The sequence below is a fragment of the Stenotrophomonas sp. STEN023 genome, from assembly GCF_056760135.1.
The window spans coordinates 74,050-92,510 of the sequence record NZ_JBRREF010000005.1 but is presented as its reverse complement, the minus strand read 5'-3'; the positions used below and the strand labels follow the sequence as shown (position 1 = coordinate 92,510).

Sequence of the window (18,461 nt, the reverse complement as noted above, 5' to 3'; positions counted from 1 at the left end):
TGCCATGAAACTTCCTTCTCTGCTGCGACGCGCCGGGCTTGCCGTGCTCATGTTGCTGGGGCCCGCTGCTGCTGCGCTGGCGGCCCCAACCCAGGTGCTGCCATTGCAGGTCAGTGCCGAACGCTCCACCACCTTGGCGATATGGGAGCCGGCACAGGTGCGTGGGGTGGTGCTGTTCTCCTCGGGACACGGCGCCTGGCCGGAGCGCTACGAGCGCCTGCTGCAGTCCTGGGCGGATGCCGGATTCGTGGTGCTGGCACCGCTGCACGTGGACTCGATGAAGTATCCGCAGCGCGAACAGTTCTCGCTGCAACAGGGCTTGACCGAACGCTTCGTCGACATGCGTGCAGTCAGTAGCTACGCGGCGAAGCATTGGCCCGGGATGCCGGTTGCTGCAGCCGGCCATAGTCTTGGGACGCTGATATCGGCGACGCTTGGTGGTGCATTGGGCGGCTTGGGGCCGTTGCGCGATCCATCGGTGGAGGCTGTGCTGGGCTTTTCGTCGCCGGGCCGGATTCCGGGGCTGATCAACGAGCAGTCATATGCCTCGCTGGCGGTGCCTTTGCTGCTGGTCACCGGTGACGAGGATCTGGTGCCGGGTTTCGTCAGCGACCCAGTCGATCACCTCTATCCCGTCGAGACGGCGCCTGCTGGCGACAACACCGGCGTGGTACTTGCCGGAGGCGACCACAACCTGATTGGTGGAGAACCTGAGCTGTTGTTCGAACGAGCCCGCGAGCTGGGCACGGCGTTCCTGCGTGCCCAACTGCTCAAGGACGAGCAGGCGCGGCAGCTGCTGGCGGCACCTGCCGCTGCCAATGAGCGCTGGCTGCGACGCTGAAATGGCGCAGTTGGAGCGGCCAACTGGGTGTAGCGGCCAAACTCGCCTCAGCCGCTTTCAGTGGGTTTGTGCGGCGTGACTGTGGTTGCTGGCAAGACCATTCCCGCCATGCCGTTGCGCATGGCGGGGATTACCGTCAATGAATCGCAAAGGTGATGGCATAGGCCGCCTGCGCACCGCGCCTGGCTGCCGCACGCACCTGGTACACCTGCACGGTGTAGGTCCCGGAGGCAGGCAATACGCCGTTCCAATCCTGTCCCAGGCTGCCACTGCCCAGTGCGGTGGCAACGCCGGGAATATCCCCCGGGGCATAGATGTTGAAGCCGACATTGCTGCTGCCGCTAAGGCTCACCCGCATGGATTGCTCGGTTCTGGCATCCAACGTGTAGTTCACGCTGTCATAGCCAAGCAGGCTGCCGTTGGTGCTGAAGCTGCTCATGCCCTTGGCGAACTGAACGGGCGTCGTGGTGACCTTGTCGGCGGCGCCGGCAGCCTGTGCGCCTAGTGCAAATGCCGCTGCCAGAACCAGGGTGATGGCGCGTTTCATCGGATTCACCATTCAAGTGGGGAGATGGCGGCGGCAGCTGGGCTGGCCACCAGGGTCAAGCAATGCGGGTGCCGAAGATGCGATCACCGGCATCGCCAAGGCCCGGCATGATGTAACCCTTCTCGTTGAGGCGCTCGTCGATGGCGGCGGTGTAGATTTCCACGTCCGGATGCACGGCTTCCAGTGCCTTCAGGCCTTCCGGTGCGGCGACCAGGAAGATGCCCTTGATGCGGCGTGCACCCGCCCGCTTGAGCATGTCGATGGTGGCGATCAGGGTACCGCCGGTGGCCAGCATCGGGTCGAGGATCAGTGCGTCGCGTTCTTCCAGGCGGCCGGTCAGGCGCTCGAAGTAGGGCACTGGCTGCAGGGTTTCCTCGTCGCGCTGCAGGCCGACAACGCTTACGCGCGCGGCCGGAATCAGTGACAGCACACCGGTCAGCATGCCCAGGCCGGCGCGCAGAATCGGTACCACGGTGATCTTGGCGCCGGCGATGCGCTGCACCTGCACCGGGCCGGCCCAGCCCGCCATGGTGTGGCTCTCGGTCTCAAGATTCGCGGTGGCCTCATAGGCCAGCAGGGTGCCAAGCTCATTGACGACTTCGCGGAAATCCTTGGTACTCATGGATGCATCGCGGAGTAAGCCGATCTTGTGCTGGACCAACGGGTGGCGGACTTCGACGATTTTCATGGGAGTGATCAAGCAGGGAGAGAAATGTCATTTTAGCGCGTCTGCGATCGTGGCTTCGGCACAGACGCGTACATCTGCACAGCGGCCAAGCCGAAACCCCTGAACAGGTAGAGCTGGCAGTACTGGGGGAGCGGATGCCCAGTTCAAGTGATGATGCGCACGCCCAGCGTTCTGTGGCTCCGCGAGTGATAACCATGGATGATGTGTGCAGGCCGTTGCGGCGAAAGATGAAGCTTCAAGGGGAGGGTATGCACGGACGATACGAAGCTTGGATCGTGAGGGGTCTGCTGCTGCTCGCGCCTTGGACCGGGGCTGCAGTCGCTGCGCCGGTACTGCCGCCGTTGCAGGAGGAGGCGGTGAATCCCAGCGAGGTGATTTTTCGCAGGGGGACGGCTTACATCGATCTGGGACATGGCCGGCTGGAGCCCTTGCACAAGCGTCGGCGCAATGGCGAGGAGCTGTACTACCGGCTGGTTCGTTACGACGCGGAGTTCGGCTACGTCAAGGAGCCTGAGCCTGAAGTGGAATTCGTATACAGCGCCAGCCCGCGTCCGCCGCCTGTGGCTGACAGCCATGACATTGAGAGTCGCATAGTAGGCAGCTTTGAAGGGTGGGCCGGCAATACCTTGTTCCGCCTGCAGAATGGGCAGATATGGCAGCAGACGGATGGACGCGTACGACGAGCGACTGGGAGTTCGCCACGTGTGACGTTGACGCGACGGGGGTTCGATTACGAGATGAAGGTTGATGGGGAGTCGGGGACAATCATGGTGCGGCGGCGTTGATGTGCTTCACAGCGGTGGAGGTTGACGCATGCATGCGATGAATTGGCTGGCTGCGTTGGCTTGGCTGCTGCCAGGCCTTGCGTGGGCTGGTGATTGCCATGTGGCCAACGTGATCGGGCCCGAACGGTTGGAGGGGCGCATTGGCGAGATCATCACCTTGTCCGATCGCAGCATGTGGGAGTTGACCTCGGGCCCCGGATATCTGGGCAGGCAGCGGGGGGAGGTGATCGTGTGCCCGTCGAGCAACGAAATAGGTGTTGGCGCCCAGGTGTTGCGCGTGCGCCGGATCGAGCGCTCGCTTTCCGCGTGGGCGGACAGCTCAAGCAGGATCGACTCCATGATCAAAGGCAGATTCAATGGCTGGAGCGGAAGTACCGAGTTCACCCTGGCCAATGGTCAAGTCTGGCGGCAGATGCAGCGCGGTTACTTTTCTGGAACGGCGACTGACCCCAAGGTGCGGTTGAACAGGAAGCCAGGCGCTGCCTACGAGATGCAGGTGGAGGGCTTCAATGCCAAAGTTGAGGTGATCCGGATCAGGTGACCGACGCATTGGTCAGTGAGATGTGAGCGGCCATGGAGCTGCGCCGTGAGTCGCTGAACAGTGCCGCGATGGTGGGTAGTATCGCTGAAGCTGGTGATGCCGGCCGCCATGCTGCAGCGAACTGTCGTTGGCCGCGCTGTACCTGCGGAGCAACAGACTGAAATATTCCAGCCGTGTCCCTGTAACTGTCGCGTAACTGAACGGACATACCGTGCGCACCCATCCTTTACACAGATTGGGGGCGGTAGTGCGCAAGAGCGTCTTGGTGATGGCGGTGACGACAGCGGTGGCCTGCATGGCTGCCGCACCTGCATATGCACAACAGGCCACGGCCGATGGCACGACCACACTGGCCAGTGGGGCGGCTGCAGCCATCGATCTGGAGCGTATCGAGGTGCGTGCGCAGCGCGAAGCCCAGATCCGTGCGGTGGAGCTCAAGCGTGACGCCAATGGCGTGCAGGACGCGGTTGCCTCCGACTCGATGGGCGACTACCCGGACATGAATGTTGCCGAGTCGCTGCAGCGGCTGCCCGGCGTCAGCGTCACCCGCGACCAGGGCGAGGGTCGCTTCGTGGTGATCCGAGGCCTGGATGCGGCCTTGAACAGCGTCAGCATCGACGGCATCACCATCGGCACGCCGGAGGACTCCTCCCGCGCAGCGCCGCTGGATGTGATTCCGTCCGAGTCCACCGAGCGCCTGCGGGTGATCAAGTCGGCCACGCCGGATATGCCGGGTGATGCCATTGGCGGCGCAGTGGTGGTGGAATCAGCCTCGGCCTTCGATCGCGATGGCCGCTCATTGAAGGGCAAGCTGGAAGCCAGCCACCAGGAGCTGTCGGGCGAAACCAGCCCGAAGGCTGCGTTCAACTACAGCGAGGTGTTTGCAGAAACCTTCGGTGTAGCGCTCGGCGTGAACTACCAGAAGCGCAGCTTCGAGTCCGACAATACCGAGGTTGAGTACGACAAGTTCGATGGCGGCGCCAAGGATGATCTGGTGGCGGTCGAGGTTCAGCGCCGCAAATACACCATCGAGCGCGAGCGCACCGGTGCCAATCTGAACTTCGATTGGCGTCCGGACGATGACAATCGTTACTACCTGCGCACCCTGTACAGCCAGTTCGACGATGCTGAAACGCGGCAGCGCACGATCTTCGGATTTGGTGATGCGGACTCGATCACCGCCCTGGGCGGCGGTCGCTATCAGGTGGACGATCTGCCGGCCGATGCCATCAGCAAGCGCATGCGCTACCGCACCAAGGAAGAGAACACCTTTGCGGTCAGCCTGGGCGGTGAGAACAAGTTGAGCGACGCGGTTTTGGACTACAAGGTGGGTTATACCAAGACCCGCGAGCGCGTGAATGACGAAATGGAAGCGCGCTTTGACTATGACGGTGGCGATATGTCAGCCATCCTCAACCAGAACAGCGGCGTCCCGGGCATCAGCCTGAGTGACAGCGGCTGGATGGACAACGGCAACTATGTCTTCGATCGCGTGGTGCTCTCGCCCAAGCAGATCGACGACAGCGAACGCAGCGCGCAGCTCAACATCCGCTTCGATGGAGACAAGGCCAGCTACAAGTTCGGTGTGCTGGGCCGTTGGCGCGAGCGTGACGTCAATGTGGACGAGGTCGAGCTGCGTACCGGCCCTGCGGTCGATCTGTCCAGCTGGAACGGCAAGACCCTGGATCATCGCGGTGGCAGCCTCGGCCAGGGCATGAGCTCGGCGGCGATGCGCGCGTGGTGGGCGGCGAACGGCAGCAAGTACAGCGCCAAGTCCGGCGACGTTGCCGGCAACAAAATGACCTCGCTGGAAGAGGACTACGTTGCCAGTGAAGACATTTTTTCGGCCTATGCAATGGGCACCTGGGACATCGGCGCGCTGCGCGTGATCGGCGGCGTGCGCGTCGAGAACACCCAGTTCAATGCTACCGGCAACGACGTGGATATCGCCAGCGACGGCAAGACCGTGGTCGTCACGCCGCGTATCGCCAACAACAGCTACACCAGCGTGCTGCCGGGTCTGCACCTGCGCTACGACACCAATAGTGATTGGGTGCTGCGTGGCGCGCTCAACAAGACCGTGGCGCGCCCGTCGTTCGGTGACGTCTCGCCGCGTTTGGCCGTGAACCGTGACGACAAGGAAGCGCGTATCGGCAATCCGAACCTGGATCCGTACGAGTCGACCAATCTGGATTTCTCGTTCGAGCGCTACCTGGGCGACAGCGGCATCATCTCGCTGGGCTTGTTCCACAAATCCATCGATGGCTACATCGTGCAGGTCGAGAGCAAGACCGATCCCGAGTATCCGGGCTTCGACGTGACCCGCTCGATAAATGGCGACAAGGCCAAGGTGTTCGGCGCCGAGTTCAACTGGCAGCAGCAGCTGAGCTTCCTGCCGGGCGCATGGGCTGGCCTGCTGGTCGGTGCCAGCGGCACCTGGCTGGATACCGATTTCGATCCGGGCATCGCTGACCGCGAGGGTGAGGACTTCAACCTGCCGCGTGCGTCCAAGAACATCTATAGCGCGCATATCGGTTATGAGTGGGGTGGGCTCAGCACGCGTCTTGCTGGCGTCTATCGCAGTGAGTACCTGGACACCATCGGCGACAGCCGCGCCTTTGATATCTATGTCGCGCCGCATACCCAGCTCGACTTCAGCTTCGACTACAAGCTGAGCAAGAACGTGAGTCTGTACCTGGAAGCCTCCAACCTGCTGGACGAGCCGCTGGAGCTGTATCAGGGTGTGTCTTCGCGCACGTTGCAGAACGAGGAATACGGCCGTACCTACGCGATCGGCGTGAAGGTGGCACTGTGAGGGCCGCGCTGCTTGCCACTGTGGTGGCGCTGGCGCTGAGCGCCTGCCATCCAACCCCGAAATCCACCACGCCGCCGACCGCCGCCGATCTTGCCGAGGGCGCGACCGCAGTCCCGTCCACGCTGATCGCCGAAGCCTTCCTGACCCCGATGACGCCGGCCGACAACATCGATTCGCCGGCCAGCTGGCGCGGTGCCGACGGCCAGTTGTGGTTGATCGCCACTGCCAAGGCCACCGACAAGCTGGTGGTTTACGACGGCCAGAGCGGTAAGCATCTGCGCGATATTGGCAGCACCGGCACCGCTCTGGGTCAGTTCGATCGCCCCAATGGCATCGCGGTGCAGGGCGACCTGGTGTTCATCGTCGAACGCGACAACCATCGTGTGCAGGTATTGCAGTTGCCGGATTTCAAGCCGCTGGGCGTGTTTGCCGGCAATGACCTGCGCAAGCCATATGGCCTGTGGGTCAACCCGGTGCAGGGTGGTTATGACGTATACGTCACCGATTCCTACGACGATGGCGAGGATGCGGCGGGCAATGACATCCTGCCGGCCCTGGAGCGTTTGAACGAGCGCGTGCGTCGTTATCACGTCAGCGTTGCCGGCGGCACGGTGCAGGCCAAGCTGGTGCGCAGCATCGGCGACACTTCGCCGAAGGGTGCCTTGCGCGTGGTTGAGTCGATCTGGGGAGATCCGGCCAACGACCGCCTGCTGATCGCCGAAGAAGACGAAACCTATGCCAGCGAGTTCAAGGTCTACAGCCTGGCCGGTGACTTCAGTGGCGAGACCTTTGGTCGCGGTTTGTTCAAGGCACAGGCTGAAGGCGTGATGCTGCGTACCTGCGGTGATGGCGGTTGGTGGATCACCACTGAGCAGGGCAAGCAGCGCAGCACCTTCCATCTGTTCGATCGCAAGACGCTGGCGCCGGTGGGTTCGTTCCATGGCAATACCGTGGCCAATACCGACGGCATCTGGAACAGCCAGCAGGTCTCGGCACGTTTCCCGCAGGGTGCGCTGTATGCGGTACACGACGATCAAGGCGTGGTGGCCTTCGATTGGCGTGATATCGCCAAGGCGCTGTCGCTGCCGCAGGACTGCGGCAAGTGAGGGGGCATGGTTTCTTGAGGAAGCGGCTGCCGTTGGTCGCTCTGATTGGTGCAGCGCTGATGGGCGCAGCTGGAGCGGTGGGGGCCGCTCCAGCTGCCGAGCCCAATACGCAGGTGCCGGCGGGGAGCCGGCACTACGCGGCCAGCGGCTTCCCTGATCGCATCGTCGCTTCGCCTGCGCAGGACGCCAGTACCGGCTTTGCGGTGGCATGGCGAACCGCGCCGCTGGCACAGCCGGCCTCGCTGGAACTGACCGTGGCTGGCGACTCACCGGACATGGGCCAGGTGCGGCAGGTGCGCGCCAGCAGCCAATTGCTGCAGACCGAGAATGGCAGCAGCCAGCATCACCGTGCGGTGATTGATGGTCTGCAGGCGGACACGCTGTATGCCTACCGCGTGCAGGGGCAGGGCACCTGGAGCGCATGGCAGCACTTCCGTACTGCCGCTGCGGCCGGTGAGCCGCTGACCGTGCTGTACTTCGGCGATACCCAGAACAAGAACCTCAGCCATGTCAGCCGGGTCATGCGACAGGGTTGGCAGACCGCACCGGAGGCGCGGCTGACGCTGTTTGCGGGTGACCTGGTCAGTGGCGGTGATGGCGAAGACGACAACGAATGGGGCGAGTGGTTTGCCGCCGGTGGCTGGTTGCTGCCGGGCACGGCAGTCGCACCGGCCGCTGGCAACCACGAGTACTTCGAAGAGTTCGAGGACACGCCGCAGGAAAGGCGTGTGCTGGGCAAGCATTGGCCAGTTGCCTTCGCGTTGCCGAATAATGGCGCGCCAGCTACCGCCAGCACGACCTATTGGTTCGATTATCAGGGTTTGCGCGTGGTGGTGCTGGACGGCACCTCGGCATTGGATCTGGGTACCGCCAAGGCCCAGGCCGGCTGGCTGGAGGCTGTGCTCGGCAGCAGCCGTCAGCCCTGGAACATCGTGGTCGTGCATCAGCCCTTGTATCCGTTGCGCGCCGAGCGCGACACCTCGGTGCTGGCCAGCGAGATCCGCCCGGTACTGCAGCGACACAAGGTCGATCTGGTGCTGCAGGGGCACGACCACACTTATGGCCGTCGCGCCGATGAAGGTGCGGCGCTGCCGCAATACGTCTCTTCGGTAGCGGGCCCCAAGCAGTACCGTTTGTCGCCGGAAGCACGCGCGACGATGAAACCGACTGCCGAGGACACCCAGTTGTTCCAGGTGCTGCGTATGGACGACAAGGGCTTGCGTTACGAAGCGCGCACGGCAACCGGTCGTCTGTATGACGCCTTCCGGATCAGCCGCAGCACCGATGGTGGCAAGCGGTTTGAGGAGATCACCGAAGGGCGTATCCAGCAGCGGGACTGCCCGCGCGCGGTTTCGCCCAAGGGGCGCGACGACCGGTGCTGGGAATAAACCGATGAAGACGATGCAGGCAGCGCTCTGCAGCGTGTTGTTGGCCGCGACTTGCAGCGGGGCGTCGGCAGGGGAGCTGCTGCATCCCTTTGCATTGCCTCAGCCTGCCAATGCCCCGGAGGAGGTGTTGCTGACGGTGGAGATCCCCGCAGGCGGCGCGATCAAGTACGAGCTTGGCGAGCATGGCGAGCTGCGCGTGGATCGCTTCCTGTCGATGCCGGTGGCCTATCCGGCCAACTATGGCTCCATGCCGCAGACCCTGGCCGGTGACGGCGATCCGCTGGATGCGCTGGTGCTCACCCGCTTCCCGATCCAGCCGGGGGCGGTGGTGCGCTTCCGCCCGCTGGGTGTGCTGCGCATGGTCGACAAGGGCGAGGCCGACGAGAAGATCGTTGGTGTGCCGGTCGATGCGATTGACCCGACCTACGCAAAGGTACAAACCCTGCAGGATCTGCCGCTCATGGAGGTCCAGCGCATCGAGGCCTTCTTTCGCACCTACAAGCAGCTGCCGGCTGGCGCCGACATCCAGCTCAACGGCTGGGGCGATGCGGCCGAGGCCCGGCAGGTGATAAGCCAGTCATTGCAGGAGTACCAGCGGGTGAAGCCGGTGCGTTGAGTATCCAACCGGTTTCACGGCTCTGGCTGCTGCTTGCTCCTATAATGAACACGGATTTGTCCGAATCTGCTGTCGCGTGCATGCCGACAAGGCTGCGCGCCAAGACGGCAACCGGTAGCAATGACGGCCCGGCCAAGGGTGTTGGTCGGGCGATCACGGCGGACTGCCGTTAGCGGCAGGTGCCCAATCAAGGAGGGTGGTCATGCGCATTATGGGTAAGGCTTGGAACAAGCTGGCTGTAGCAGCCATGTTGCTTGCAGTAGCAACGAGTGCGGCGGCGGAACCGCCGTTGGAAGAAGAAATCGTCAACCCCAGCGAGGTGTTGTTCGAAGGCGGCAAGGCCTATGTAGATGCTGGCGGCGGGCAGATGGAGCAGCTGCGCAGTCGCAAGCAGGGTGGCGAGACCATCTATTACCGGTTGGTCCGCTATGACAACGAGAACGGCTATGTGGGTAACGACGGCGGGCAGGTGCTGGCGCAGACCTTCCGCACGGAGTCCAGCATTGGTCAAACGCCGTACCGTTACGACGGCGCCGGCCATTTCTCGCGTCCTGACTTCTACAACAGTCCTTACAACCGCGATGCGCGCCAGCGCTACTCCGGTCCGGGCTACTTCGGCAGCTGCAGTCGCTATGACGGCTGCAAGGAAGTGCAGATCGTGCCGTTGTGGCCGTATTACCGCGGCTATTGATGTTGCATTGATGGCTGGACAACACCCTGGGTGCAGCGTGCTTGCCCGGGCTACGAGCCAGCGCTATATCGCTGGATGCAAACAGAAACGGCGGCCCTGATGGCCGCCGTTTCTGTTTGGCGCGTAGCGCCGTGCTCAGGCGCTGAGTGCTTCCACCACACGCAGTTTCGGATGGCCCTTCGAGCGTTGCTGATACTCCTGCTCGATATCGGCCAGACGCTTGGCGTTTGGACACTGCAGCATCATGTAATTGGCGTCGAAATTGAGCTTGGCAACGAGGAAATCGATGAACGCGCGAACCTTGGGTGAGACCAGACGGCCGCCCGCAAAGACCGCATTGAAGTCGTAGTCCGGGCCGGTCCAGCCGGGCAGGATCTGCCTCACCATGCCGGATTCGACGAAAGGCTTGGCCATCACGTCGCTGCTCAACATCAGGCCTTCGCCTGCAACCAAGGCAGCATTCAGGGCTGAAGGGTCGTTCGCAACGATCAGTGGGGTTACCGGAAATTCGCGCATCTCGCCGCCATTCTCGGCCAAGGTCCAGGTAAAACGCTGGGTTTGCCCGTGGTGCGCCTTGCGGATGGCCAAGGTGCGGTGGAACTGCAGTTCGTCGGGATGCTTGGGCTCGCCATGCACGGCGATGTAGGCCGGGCTGGCAAACACCTGGGTACGCAGGCTGCCCAGTTTGCGCGCGATGAGATTGGAGTCGGGCAGTGGGCCGACGCGCAGCGCCATGTCCACTTCACCGGCGATCAGGTCCAGCGTCTCATTGCCCAGATGCATGTCGACCCGGATTTCCGGGTACTCACTCTGGAACTGGCCCAACAGTGGGGCAATCCAGCAGGTGCCTATCGAATACGGCACGGTGAAGCGCAGCCAGCCGCGCGGCCCGGACTGCAACTGGCTGACCGCGCTTTCGGCCTGGTCAAGCTCGCGGGCAATGCGTTGGCAGTGCTCGTAATAAACCGTCCCGGCCTCGGTCAGGCCCAGCCGGCGCGTGGTCCGGTGCAGCAGGCGTGCGCCCAAGCGGGTTTCCAGCTCCTGCACCTTGCGGCTGACCGTGGTCTTGGGTTGGCCGAGCAGCCGCGCAGCGGCGGTAAAACTGCCCTGTTCGACCACTTTGACGAAGATCAGGGTGTCGTTGAGATCGTTGGCCATGGGTAGGACTCTTGCGGCAGCGGAATTGTGCCGGCGACGGGATGATTATTCCCTTCAATCCGTACTAATCAAGTCTGGATTTGAGGCATATCTTGTATGCCTGTATCCAACCCGGACATGCCGTCATGCGTATGCGCTCTCCCATGGCCCTGCCAGCGCCACGCCGCGAACCCAGTTACCGCAATGCTTTGCCCTCAAGGTTGGCCTGCAATCAATTGAATCCATTGCAGTTTGAGGCATTGCTTGAGGGCTCGTCTGTGCAGCGCCGGGCACCGGCGCGGGGTAACAGGGTGGCCGCTTTGTGGCGGTTGCTGGGTCGCGTTGTCCCATCGGTGGGCCAAAAATTTCCGCGAGCGGGACAGTGATTCTGCCGCAGCCAGTGCTGTTTCCGCCGGCGGAGGTCCCGTTGCGCAAGAAGTCGCGCGGCGAGCCGCCGCCCCGGCGATGTTGAGCTCCGCTTTGTAGTCCTGAAATCCCCTGATCACCTCCCCCTTGGAGCACGAAATGAAAGGTATCTCCTCATCCCCCACGTTGCGCCGCGTTGCCTTGGCAGGCATGTCGGCGCTGAGTCTGGCCGTCCTGGTCGCCTGCAGCGGCGGTCATGCGGAAAACGCCGCGCCGCCGGCACCCGAAGTCAGTGTTGCGCCGGTGCTGATCAAGCAAGTTGCGCAGTGGGACGAGTTCAGTGGCCGTATTGAAGCGGTGCAGAGCGTTGAGCTGCGTCCGCGCGTCTCTGGCTACATCGACAAGGTCAATTACGTCGAAGGCGATGAAGTGAAGAAGGGTGACGTGCTGTTCACCATCGACGCGCGCAGCTATCAGGCGGAGTTCAATCGCGCGCAGGCCGAGTTGAACCGTGCCCGCACCCAGGCTGGTCTTGCACGCAGCGAGTCCGAACGTGCGCGTCGTCTGGCCGAACAGCAGGCCATCGCTGCCGAGACCGCCGAGCAGCGGCGTGCCAGTGCCGATCAGGCCGGCGCGCAGGTGCAGGCCGCGCAGGCTGCACTGGATGCAGCACGGCTCAACCTGGAGTTCACCAAGGTACGTGCGCCGATCGATGGCCGTGCAGGCCGCGCGATGGTGACCGCTGGCAATCTGGTCACCGCCGGTGATGCAGCCAGCGTGCTGACCACGCTGGTGTCGCTGGATACCGTGCATGTCTACTTCGACGCCGACGAGTCCACCTATCTGCGCTATGCGCAGATGGCACGCAACGGTGAGCGTCCGAGCGAGCGTGACCAGGCCTTGCCGGTGAAGGTTGGTCTGAGCGGCGAGCAGGGCTATCCGCACGAGGGCAAGGTCGACTTCCTCGACAACCAGATCACCCGCAGCACCGGCACCATCCGCGTGCGTGCGCTGCTGGACAACGCCGGTCGTCAGTTCACTCCGGGCCTGTTCGCTCGCGTGCAGCTGCTCGGTAGCGGCCAGTTCCAGGCGGTACTGGTGGACGACAAGGCCGTGCTGACCGACCAGGACCGCAAGTACGTCTTCGTGCTGGACAAGGACAACAAGGCACAGCGTCGTGATGTGCAGCTTGGCCGCAATGCCGAGGGCCTGCGCATCGTCGAGCAGGGTCTGGCTGCCGGCGACAAGGTGATCGTCGACGGCGTGCAGAAGGTGTTCATGCCGGGCATGCCGGTGCAGGCCAAGCCGGTTGCGATGCAGCGCGTTGCTGCAGCTGCCACCCAGGCCGTGAGCAGCATCAACTAAGCCGCTACTACCTTTGCCGGCGTGGCTGCCGGCCGTGCGCGTCTGCTCCTGTTGGGAGCGGACAGGGCGGCTGCAGCCTGACGCCAGCTTTTCCAAGGATTTCCCATGGATTTTTCAAGATTTTTCATCGACAGGCCGATCTTCGCGGCGGTGTTGTCGATCATGATTTTCGCCGCTGGCCTGGTCAGCATTCCCTTCTTGCCGATTGGTGAGTACCCGGAAGTGGTGCCGCCGTCGGTGGTGGTGCGCACCGTGTACCCGGGTGCCAATCCCAAGGTGATCGCCGAAACGGTGGCTACGCCGCTGGAAGAAGCCATCAACGGCGTTGAGGGCATGATGTACCTCAAGTCGGTGGCCGGTTCCGATGGCGTGCTGCAGATGACCGTCACCTTCCGTCCGGGTACCGATCCCGACGAAGCGGCTGTGAAGGTGCAGAACCGTGTTGCGCAGGCGCAGGCGCGTTTGCCTGAGGACGTGCGGCGCCAGGGTGTGACCACCCAGAAGCAGTCGCCGACCTTCCTGATGGTCGTGCATCTGACGTCGCCCAAGGGTAACTACGACACCTTGTACCTGCGCAACTACGCACGCCTGCACGTCAAGGACGGACTGGCGCGTATTCCGGGTGTTGGTGACGCGCAGATCTTCGGCGGCGGCGATTACGCCATGCGTGCCTGGTTGGATCCGGACAAGGTCGCCTCGCGCGGCTTGACCGCCAGTGACGTGGTGCGCGCCATGCGCGAGCAGAACGTGCAGGTGTCGGCCGGCCAGCTTGGTGCCGAGCCGATGCCGAACAGTCAGTTCCTGACCTTGATCAACGCGCAGGGTCGTCTGCGCAGCGAGCAGGAGTTTGGTGACATCGTGCTCAAGAGTGGCACCGACGGCGAAGTCGTGCGGCTGTCGGATGTGGCGCGTATCGAACTGGGAGCCGGCGACTACACCTTGCGCTCGCAGCTGGATGGCAAGAACGCGGTGGGTATCGGCATCTTCCAGGCACCAGGTGCCAATGCGCTGGATATCCGCGATGCGGTAATCGGCCGTATGGACGAGCTGCAGAAGACCTTCCCGGCCGACGTGAAGTACGAGGCGGTGTACGACACCACCATCTTCGTGCGTGACTCGATCAAGGCTGTTGTAACCACACTGTTGGAAGCCATCGCGTTGGTGGTGCTGGTGGTGATCCTGTTCCTGCAGACCTGGCGTGCCTCGATCATTCCGCTGATCGCTGTGCCGGTATCGATTGTGGGTACCTTCGCTGCGCTGTACATGCTCGGCTTCTCGATCAATACGCTGAGCCTGTTTGGTCTGGTGCTGGCGATCGGCATCGTGGTCGACGATGCGATCGTGGTGGTGGAGAACGTCGAACGCAACATCGAAGAAGGCCTGTCGCCGACCGCAGCCGCCCATCAGGCAATGAAGGAAGTGTCCGGCCCGATCGTCGCGATTGCGTTGGTGCTGTGTGCGGTGTTCGTGCCGATGGCGTTCCTGTCCGGCGTTACCGGCCAGTTCTACAAGCAGTTCGCGGTGACGATTGCCATCTCCACGGTGATCTCGGCGATCAACTCGCTGACCCTGTCGCCGGCCCTGGCCGCGCGTCTGCTCAAGCCGCATGGCGCCGCCAAGGATGCGCCGAGCCGTTTGATCGACAAGCTGTTTGGCTGGGTATTCCGTCCGTTCAACCGCTTCTTCAAGACCAGCTCGGAGAAATACGAGCGCGGCGTATCGCGCATCCTCGGCCGTCGCGGCGCGGTGTTCGTGGTGTATGCGGTGCTGCTGGTAGGCACCGGGGTGATCTTCAAGCTGGTGCCGCCGGGTTTCATCCCGACCCAGGACAAGCTGTACCTGATTGCCGGTGTGAAGCTGCCGGAAGGCTCGTCGATTGCACGTACCGATGAAATGCTGCGCAAGGTTGCCAAGATTGCCCAGGAGACCGATGGCGTTGCCCACACCATCTCGTTCCCCGGCTTGAATGCACTGCAGTTCACCAATACGCCCAATACCGGCGTGGCCTTCATTCCGCTCAAGCCGTTCAACGAGCGCAAGGGGCGTACCGCAGCGCAGATCAATGCCGAGATCAACCAGAAGATCGCTGGGCTGCAGGAGGGCTTCGCGTTCGCGATGATGCCGCCGCCGATCCTCGGCCTGGGCAACGGCAACGGCTACCAGATGTTCATCGAGGACCGTGGCAATCTCGGCTACGGCGCCTTGCAGAACGCGGTACAGAGCATGCAGGGTGCAGTCGCACAGACGCCGGGGATGGCCTATCCGATCACCAGCTACCAGGCCAACGTGCCGCAGCTGGATGCGGAAGTAGACCGCGTCAAGGCCAAGGCGCAGGGGGTGCAGCTGACCGAGTTGTTCGACACGTTGCAGACCTACCTGGGCTCGGCGTACGTCAATGACTTCAACCAGTTCGGCCGTACCTGGCAGGTGATCGCGCAGGCCGATGGTCAGTTCCGTGACAGCGTGGAAGACATCGGCAAGCTGCGCACCCGCAATGATCGCGGCGAGATGGTGCCGATTGGCTCGATGGTGACCGTCAAGGAAACCTATGGTCCAGACCCGGTGCTGCGCTTCAATGGTTACCCGGCGGCTGATCTGGCCGGTGAAGCCGACCCGCGCATGCTGTCTTCGGCTGAGGCGATGAACAAGCTCACCGAGATTGCCGGGCAGGTATTGCCGGCCGGCATGGTCACCGAATGGACCGACCTGAGCTACCAGCAGGCGACCCAGGGCAAGGCTGCCTTCATCGTGTTCCCGGTGGCGATCCTGCTGGCCTTCCTGGTGCTGGCCGCGTTGTATGAGAGCTGGTCGCTGCCGCTGGCGGTGATCCTGATCGTACCGATGACCTTGCTGTCGGCATTGTTCGGGGTATGGCTCACCGGCGGTGATAACAATGTCTTCGTGCAGGTAGGTTTGGTGGTGTTGATGGGCCTGGCGTGTAAGAACGCGATTCTGATCGTCGAGTTCGCCCGCGAGTTGGAGATGGGTGGCAAGGGTATCGTCGAGGCGGCATTGGAAGCCTGCCGCCTACGTCTGCGCCCGATCGTGATGACCTCGATCGCCTTCATCGCCGGCACGGTGCCGCTGGTGCTTTCGCATGGCGCCGGTGCCGAGGTCCGCTCGGTGACGGGTATTACCGTATTCGCTGGCATGTTGGGTGTGACCCTGTTCGGCCTGTTCCTGACCCCGGTGTTCTATGTGGCGCTGCGCAAGTTCGTGTCACGTAACGGCGGTGGCAAGCTGGTACAGCATGGTGAGCCGACCATCCACCATTGATGGCAGGTGTAACTCCGTTGCGGGAGGCTGCAGATGTGTTGCCTCCCGCAGGTCCTTGCCACCTTCACCGGCAATGACGGTCTGAAATGTTATCGGGCTTGTATCAATTCATTTCTCCAAGGAAAAGCAGATGAATACCCAGAACACCAAAGTTGCCCTGGTCACCGGCGCCACCCGCGGCATCGGCCTTGAGACCGTGCGCCAGTTGGCCGCCGCAGGCGTGCACACGCTGCTGGCTGGCCGCAACTACGACACTGCTGCCGCAAAGGCGCAGGCGCTGCAGGCAGAAGGCCTGCCGGTGGAAGCCATCCAGCTCGACGTCAACGATACCGACAGCATTGCGGTAGCGGTTGAGCGTGTGACCCAGCAGCACGGCAAGCTCGACATCCTGGTCAACAACGCCGGCGTGCTGATTGATGACCTGCAGGCAGGCGCCAGCGGCCAGTCGCTGGAAACCTGGCGCAGCACCTTCAATACCAACCTGTTCGCCGTGGTTGAAGTGACGGCGGCCTTCCTGCCGCTACTGCGCGCTGCACCGGCTGGGCGCATCGTCAATGTGTCCAGCATCCTCGGCTCGTTGACCTTGCATACGCAGCCCGGCTCTCCGATCTATGGTTTCATCGTGCCGGCCTACAACGCTTCCAAAAGCGCGCTGAACGCCTGGACGGTGCAGCTAGCGCATGAACTGCGCGAAGGTCCGATCAAGGTCAACGCGGTGCACCCGGGCTACGTCAGGACCGACATGAACGGTGGTGAAGGCGAGATCGATGTTGCCGAAGGCGCACGCTCCAGCGTGGGCATGGCCTTGCTTGCGGCCGATGGTCCGACCGGCAGCTTCAGCTACCTCGGCGAGGTGCTGCCGTGGTGACGCGTGTGCTGGTAACCGCAATGGCCAGCGCCTTGCTGGCCGGCTGCGTGAGCGTTGGCCCAAACTACAAGGCAGCACCGGTCGAAGCGGTGAGCCTGCAGGGGGCGGCAGATGCCGCGTTCACAAGTGCACCACCGGTCGCCAACTGGTGGGCGCAGTTTGATGATCCTGTCCTGGGGCAGCTGGTGCACGATGCACTGGGCGACAACCTGGACCTGCAGATTGCCATGGCCCGTGTGCGCGCCGCACGCGCGGTGTTTACCGAGCAGCGCCTGGATCAGCTGCCGCATATCACTGCAGGCGGCAGCCAGGACAGGCGCATGCAGCCGGATGCATCGCTGGGTGGTGAGCGTGCTTTCAGCGAGACCTACCAGCTCGGCTTCGATGCTGGCTGGGAACTGGATCTGTTTGGTCGGCAACGGCGTGCGGCTGAAGCTGCACGCGCCGACCTCGGCGCCGAGCGCGATAATCTGGCCGATGCGCAGGTGATGGTGGCAGCCGAAGTGGCACGCAACTACTTCGAACTGCGTGGCTCGCAGAAGCGGATTGCGGTTGCGCGCGACACGCTGCTCAATCTGCGTGAGACCCAGCGGCTGACCGAAACCCGGTTGGAACTGGGGGCGGGCAGCGAGCTTGACGTGCAGAGCAGCCGTGCCCGTTTGAAGGCGATCGAGGCGGATATTCCGTTGCTGGAAGTTGCCGAGGTGCAGTCGCGGCATCGTCTGGCCGTGCTGCTTGGGCAGCGTCCCGGTTCGCTGGACGCCTTGCTGCAGCCGCGTGACGTGCCTGCATTCGCCAAGGCCTTGCCGCTGGGTGACACCAGCGACCTGCTGCGGCAGCGTGCAGATGTACGCATGGCCGAGCGACGACTGGCCGCTGCTACCGCGCGTGTTGGCGTGGCAACGGCGGATCTGTTTCCGCGCATCAGCCTGAGTGGCTTCGTCGGCTTTCTCGGCGGTGATGCCTCCGGTCTGGTGAACGGCAACAACAAGGCCTGGTCGTTGACCCCATCAATCAGCTGGGCGGCGTTCGACTTCGGCACCGTGCGCGCGCGCCTGCGTGCCAGCAAGGCGCAGGCCGATGGCGCGGCCGCTGAGTACGAGAAGGCGGTGCTGCTGGCCTTGGAAGACACCGAGAACGCACTGACCCGTTATGCCAAGCAGCAGGCGCGGTTGGGCATCGTGGCCGAGCAGGCCCAGGCCGCGCGCAAGGCGGAGTCGCTTGCACAGCTGCGTTATCGCGAAGGCTCCGAAGACTTCCTGGCGTTGCTGGATGCACAGCGCAATCAGTTGGCTGCCGACGATGCACTGGCGGCAGCGGAAGCGTCGGTGAATGTCAGTGTCGTTGCTGTCTACAAGGCACTGGGCGGTTGGGGCGGGCAACCAGGGCCTGCGTTGGCGGTTACCAGCGTGCGTTGAGAGAGCGGAAGCT

General features: G+C 63.1%; 15 protein-coding genes. 12 read left to right on the top strand and 3 right to left on the bottom strand.

The window, feature by feature from the left end:
• Positions 1-4 precede the first annotated feature (4 nt).
• Positions 5-841: an alpha/beta hydrolase family protein gene (locus ACVOLV_RS02415; protein WP_481552972.1), complete on the top strand. Its 837-nt coding sequence runs from the start codon at positions 5-7 to the stop codon at positions 839-841.
• Positions 842-977: 136 nt separating this feature from the next.
• Here ACVOLV_RS02415 and ACVOLV_RS02410 read toward each other — a convergent pair whose 3' ends face one another.
• The gene (locus ACVOLV_RS02410; protein WP_481552971.1) at positions 978-1,388 is read right to left on the bottom strand and encodes a g-type lysozyme inhibitor; all 411 of its coding nucleotides are present in this window, start codon (positions 1,386-1,388) and stop codon (positions 978-980) included.
• 55 nt (positions 1,389-1,443) lie between these two features.
• Positions 1,444-2,076, bottom strand: coding sequence for a uracil phosphoribosyltransferase (upp, locus tag ACVOLV_RS02405; protein WP_481552970.1), 633 nt, complete (start codon positions 2,074-2,076; stop codon positions 1,444-1,446).
• A 275-nt stretch (positions 2,077-2,351) separates the two neighbouring features.
• Here upp and ACVOLV_RS02400 point away from each other — a divergent pair, with 275 nt between their 5' ends.
• The 7 genes from ACVOLV_RS02400 to ACVOLV_RS02370 all read left to right on the top strand — a co-directional run bounded on the left by ACVOLV_RS02400 (position 2,352) and on the right by ACVOLV_RS02370 (position 10,018).
• Positions 2,352-2,861 carry a hypothetical protein gene (locus ACVOLV_RS02400; protein WP_481552969.1) on the top strand — a complete coding sequence of 170 codons (510 nt, stop codon included), beginning with the start codon at positions 2,352-2,354 and terminating at the stop codon, positions 2,859-2,861.
• Positions 2,862-2,889: 28 nt separating this feature from the next.
• The gene (locus ACVOLV_RS02395) at positions 2,890-3,402 is read left to right on the top strand and encodes a hypothetical protein (RefSeq protein WP_481552968.1); all 513 of its coding nucleotides are present in this window, start codon (positions 2,890-2,892) and stop codon (positions 3,400-3,402) included.
• A gap of 268 nt (positions 3,403-3,670) precedes the next feature.
• Complete coding sequence (locus ACVOLV_RS02390; RefSeq protein WP_481552991.1) at positions 3,671-6,217, top strand: TonB-dependent receptor; 2,547 nt, start codon at positions 3,671-3,673, stop codon at positions 6,215-6,217.
• A complete protein-coding gene (locus ACVOLV_RS02385) occupies positions 6,214-7,323 on the top strand; it encodes a phytase (RefSeq protein WP_481552967.1) in 1,110 nt (369 codons plus the stop codon). The genes ACVOLV_RS02390 and ACVOLV_RS02385 overlap by 4 nt, the downstream gene beginning before the upstream one ends.
• Before the next feature lie 59 nt (positions 7,324-7,382).
• Entirely contained in the window at positions 7,383-8,711 is a 1,329-nt protein-coding gene (locus ACVOLV_RS02380) for a purple acid phosphatase family protein (protein WP_481552990.1), read from the top strand.
• A gap of 4 nt (positions 8,712-8,715) precedes the next feature.
• The gene (locus ACVOLV_RS02375) at positions 8,716-9,327 is read left to right on the top strand and encodes an inorganic diphosphatase (RefSeq protein ID WP_481552966.1); all 612 of its coding nucleotides are present in this window, start codon (positions 8,716-8,718) and stop codon (positions 9,325-9,327) included.
• A 202-nt stretch (positions 9,328-9,529) separates the two neighbouring features.
• On the top strand, positions 9,530-10,018 hold the full coding sequence (locus ACVOLV_RS02370) for a hypothetical protein (RefSeq protein ID WP_481552965.1): 489 nt from the start codon (positions 9,530-9,532) through the stop codon (positions 10,016-10,018).
• 135 nt (positions 10,019-10,153) lie between these two features.
• Here ACVOLV_RS02370 and ACVOLV_RS02365 read toward each other — a convergent pair whose 3' ends face one another.
• Positions 10,154-11,176: a LysR family transcriptional regulator gene (locus ACVOLV_RS02365; protein ID WP_481552964.1), complete on the bottom strand. Its 1,023-nt coding sequence runs from the start codon at positions 11,174-11,176 to the stop codon at positions 10,154-10,156.
• A gap of 513 nt (positions 11,177-11,689) precedes the next feature.
• Here ACVOLV_RS02365 and ACVOLV_RS02360 point away from each other — a divergent pair.
• From ACVOLV_RS02360 to ACVOLV_RS02345, 4 genes are all read left to right on the top strand, one after another.
• Entirely contained in the window at positions 11,690-12,886 is a 1,197-nt protein-coding gene (locus ACVOLV_RS02360; protein ID WP_481552989.1) for an efflux RND transporter periplasmic adaptor subunit, read from the top strand.
• A gap of 105 nt (positions 12,887-12,991) precedes the next feature.
• Positions 12,992-16,162, top strand: coding sequence for an efflux RND transporter permease subunit (locus ACVOLV_RS02355; protein WP_481552963.1), 3,171 nt, complete (start codon positions 12,992-12,994; stop codon positions 16,160-16,162).
• Between the two features lie 130 nt (positions 16,163-16,292).
• On the top strand, positions 16,293-17,030 hold the full coding sequence (locus tag ACVOLV_RS02350) for an SDR family oxidoreductase (RefSeq protein WP_481552962.1): 738 nt from the start codon (positions 16,293-16,295) through the stop codon (positions 17,028-17,030).
• On the top strand, positions 17,024-18,448 hold the full coding sequence (locus ACVOLV_RS02345) for an efflux transporter outer membrane subunit (protein ID WP_481552961.1): 1,425 nt from the start codon (positions 17,024-17,026) through the stop codon (positions 18,446-18,448). The genes ACVOLV_RS02350 and ACVOLV_RS02345 overlap by 7 nt, the downstream gene beginning before the upstream one ends.
• Positions 18,449-18,461 lie beyond the last annotated feature (13 nt).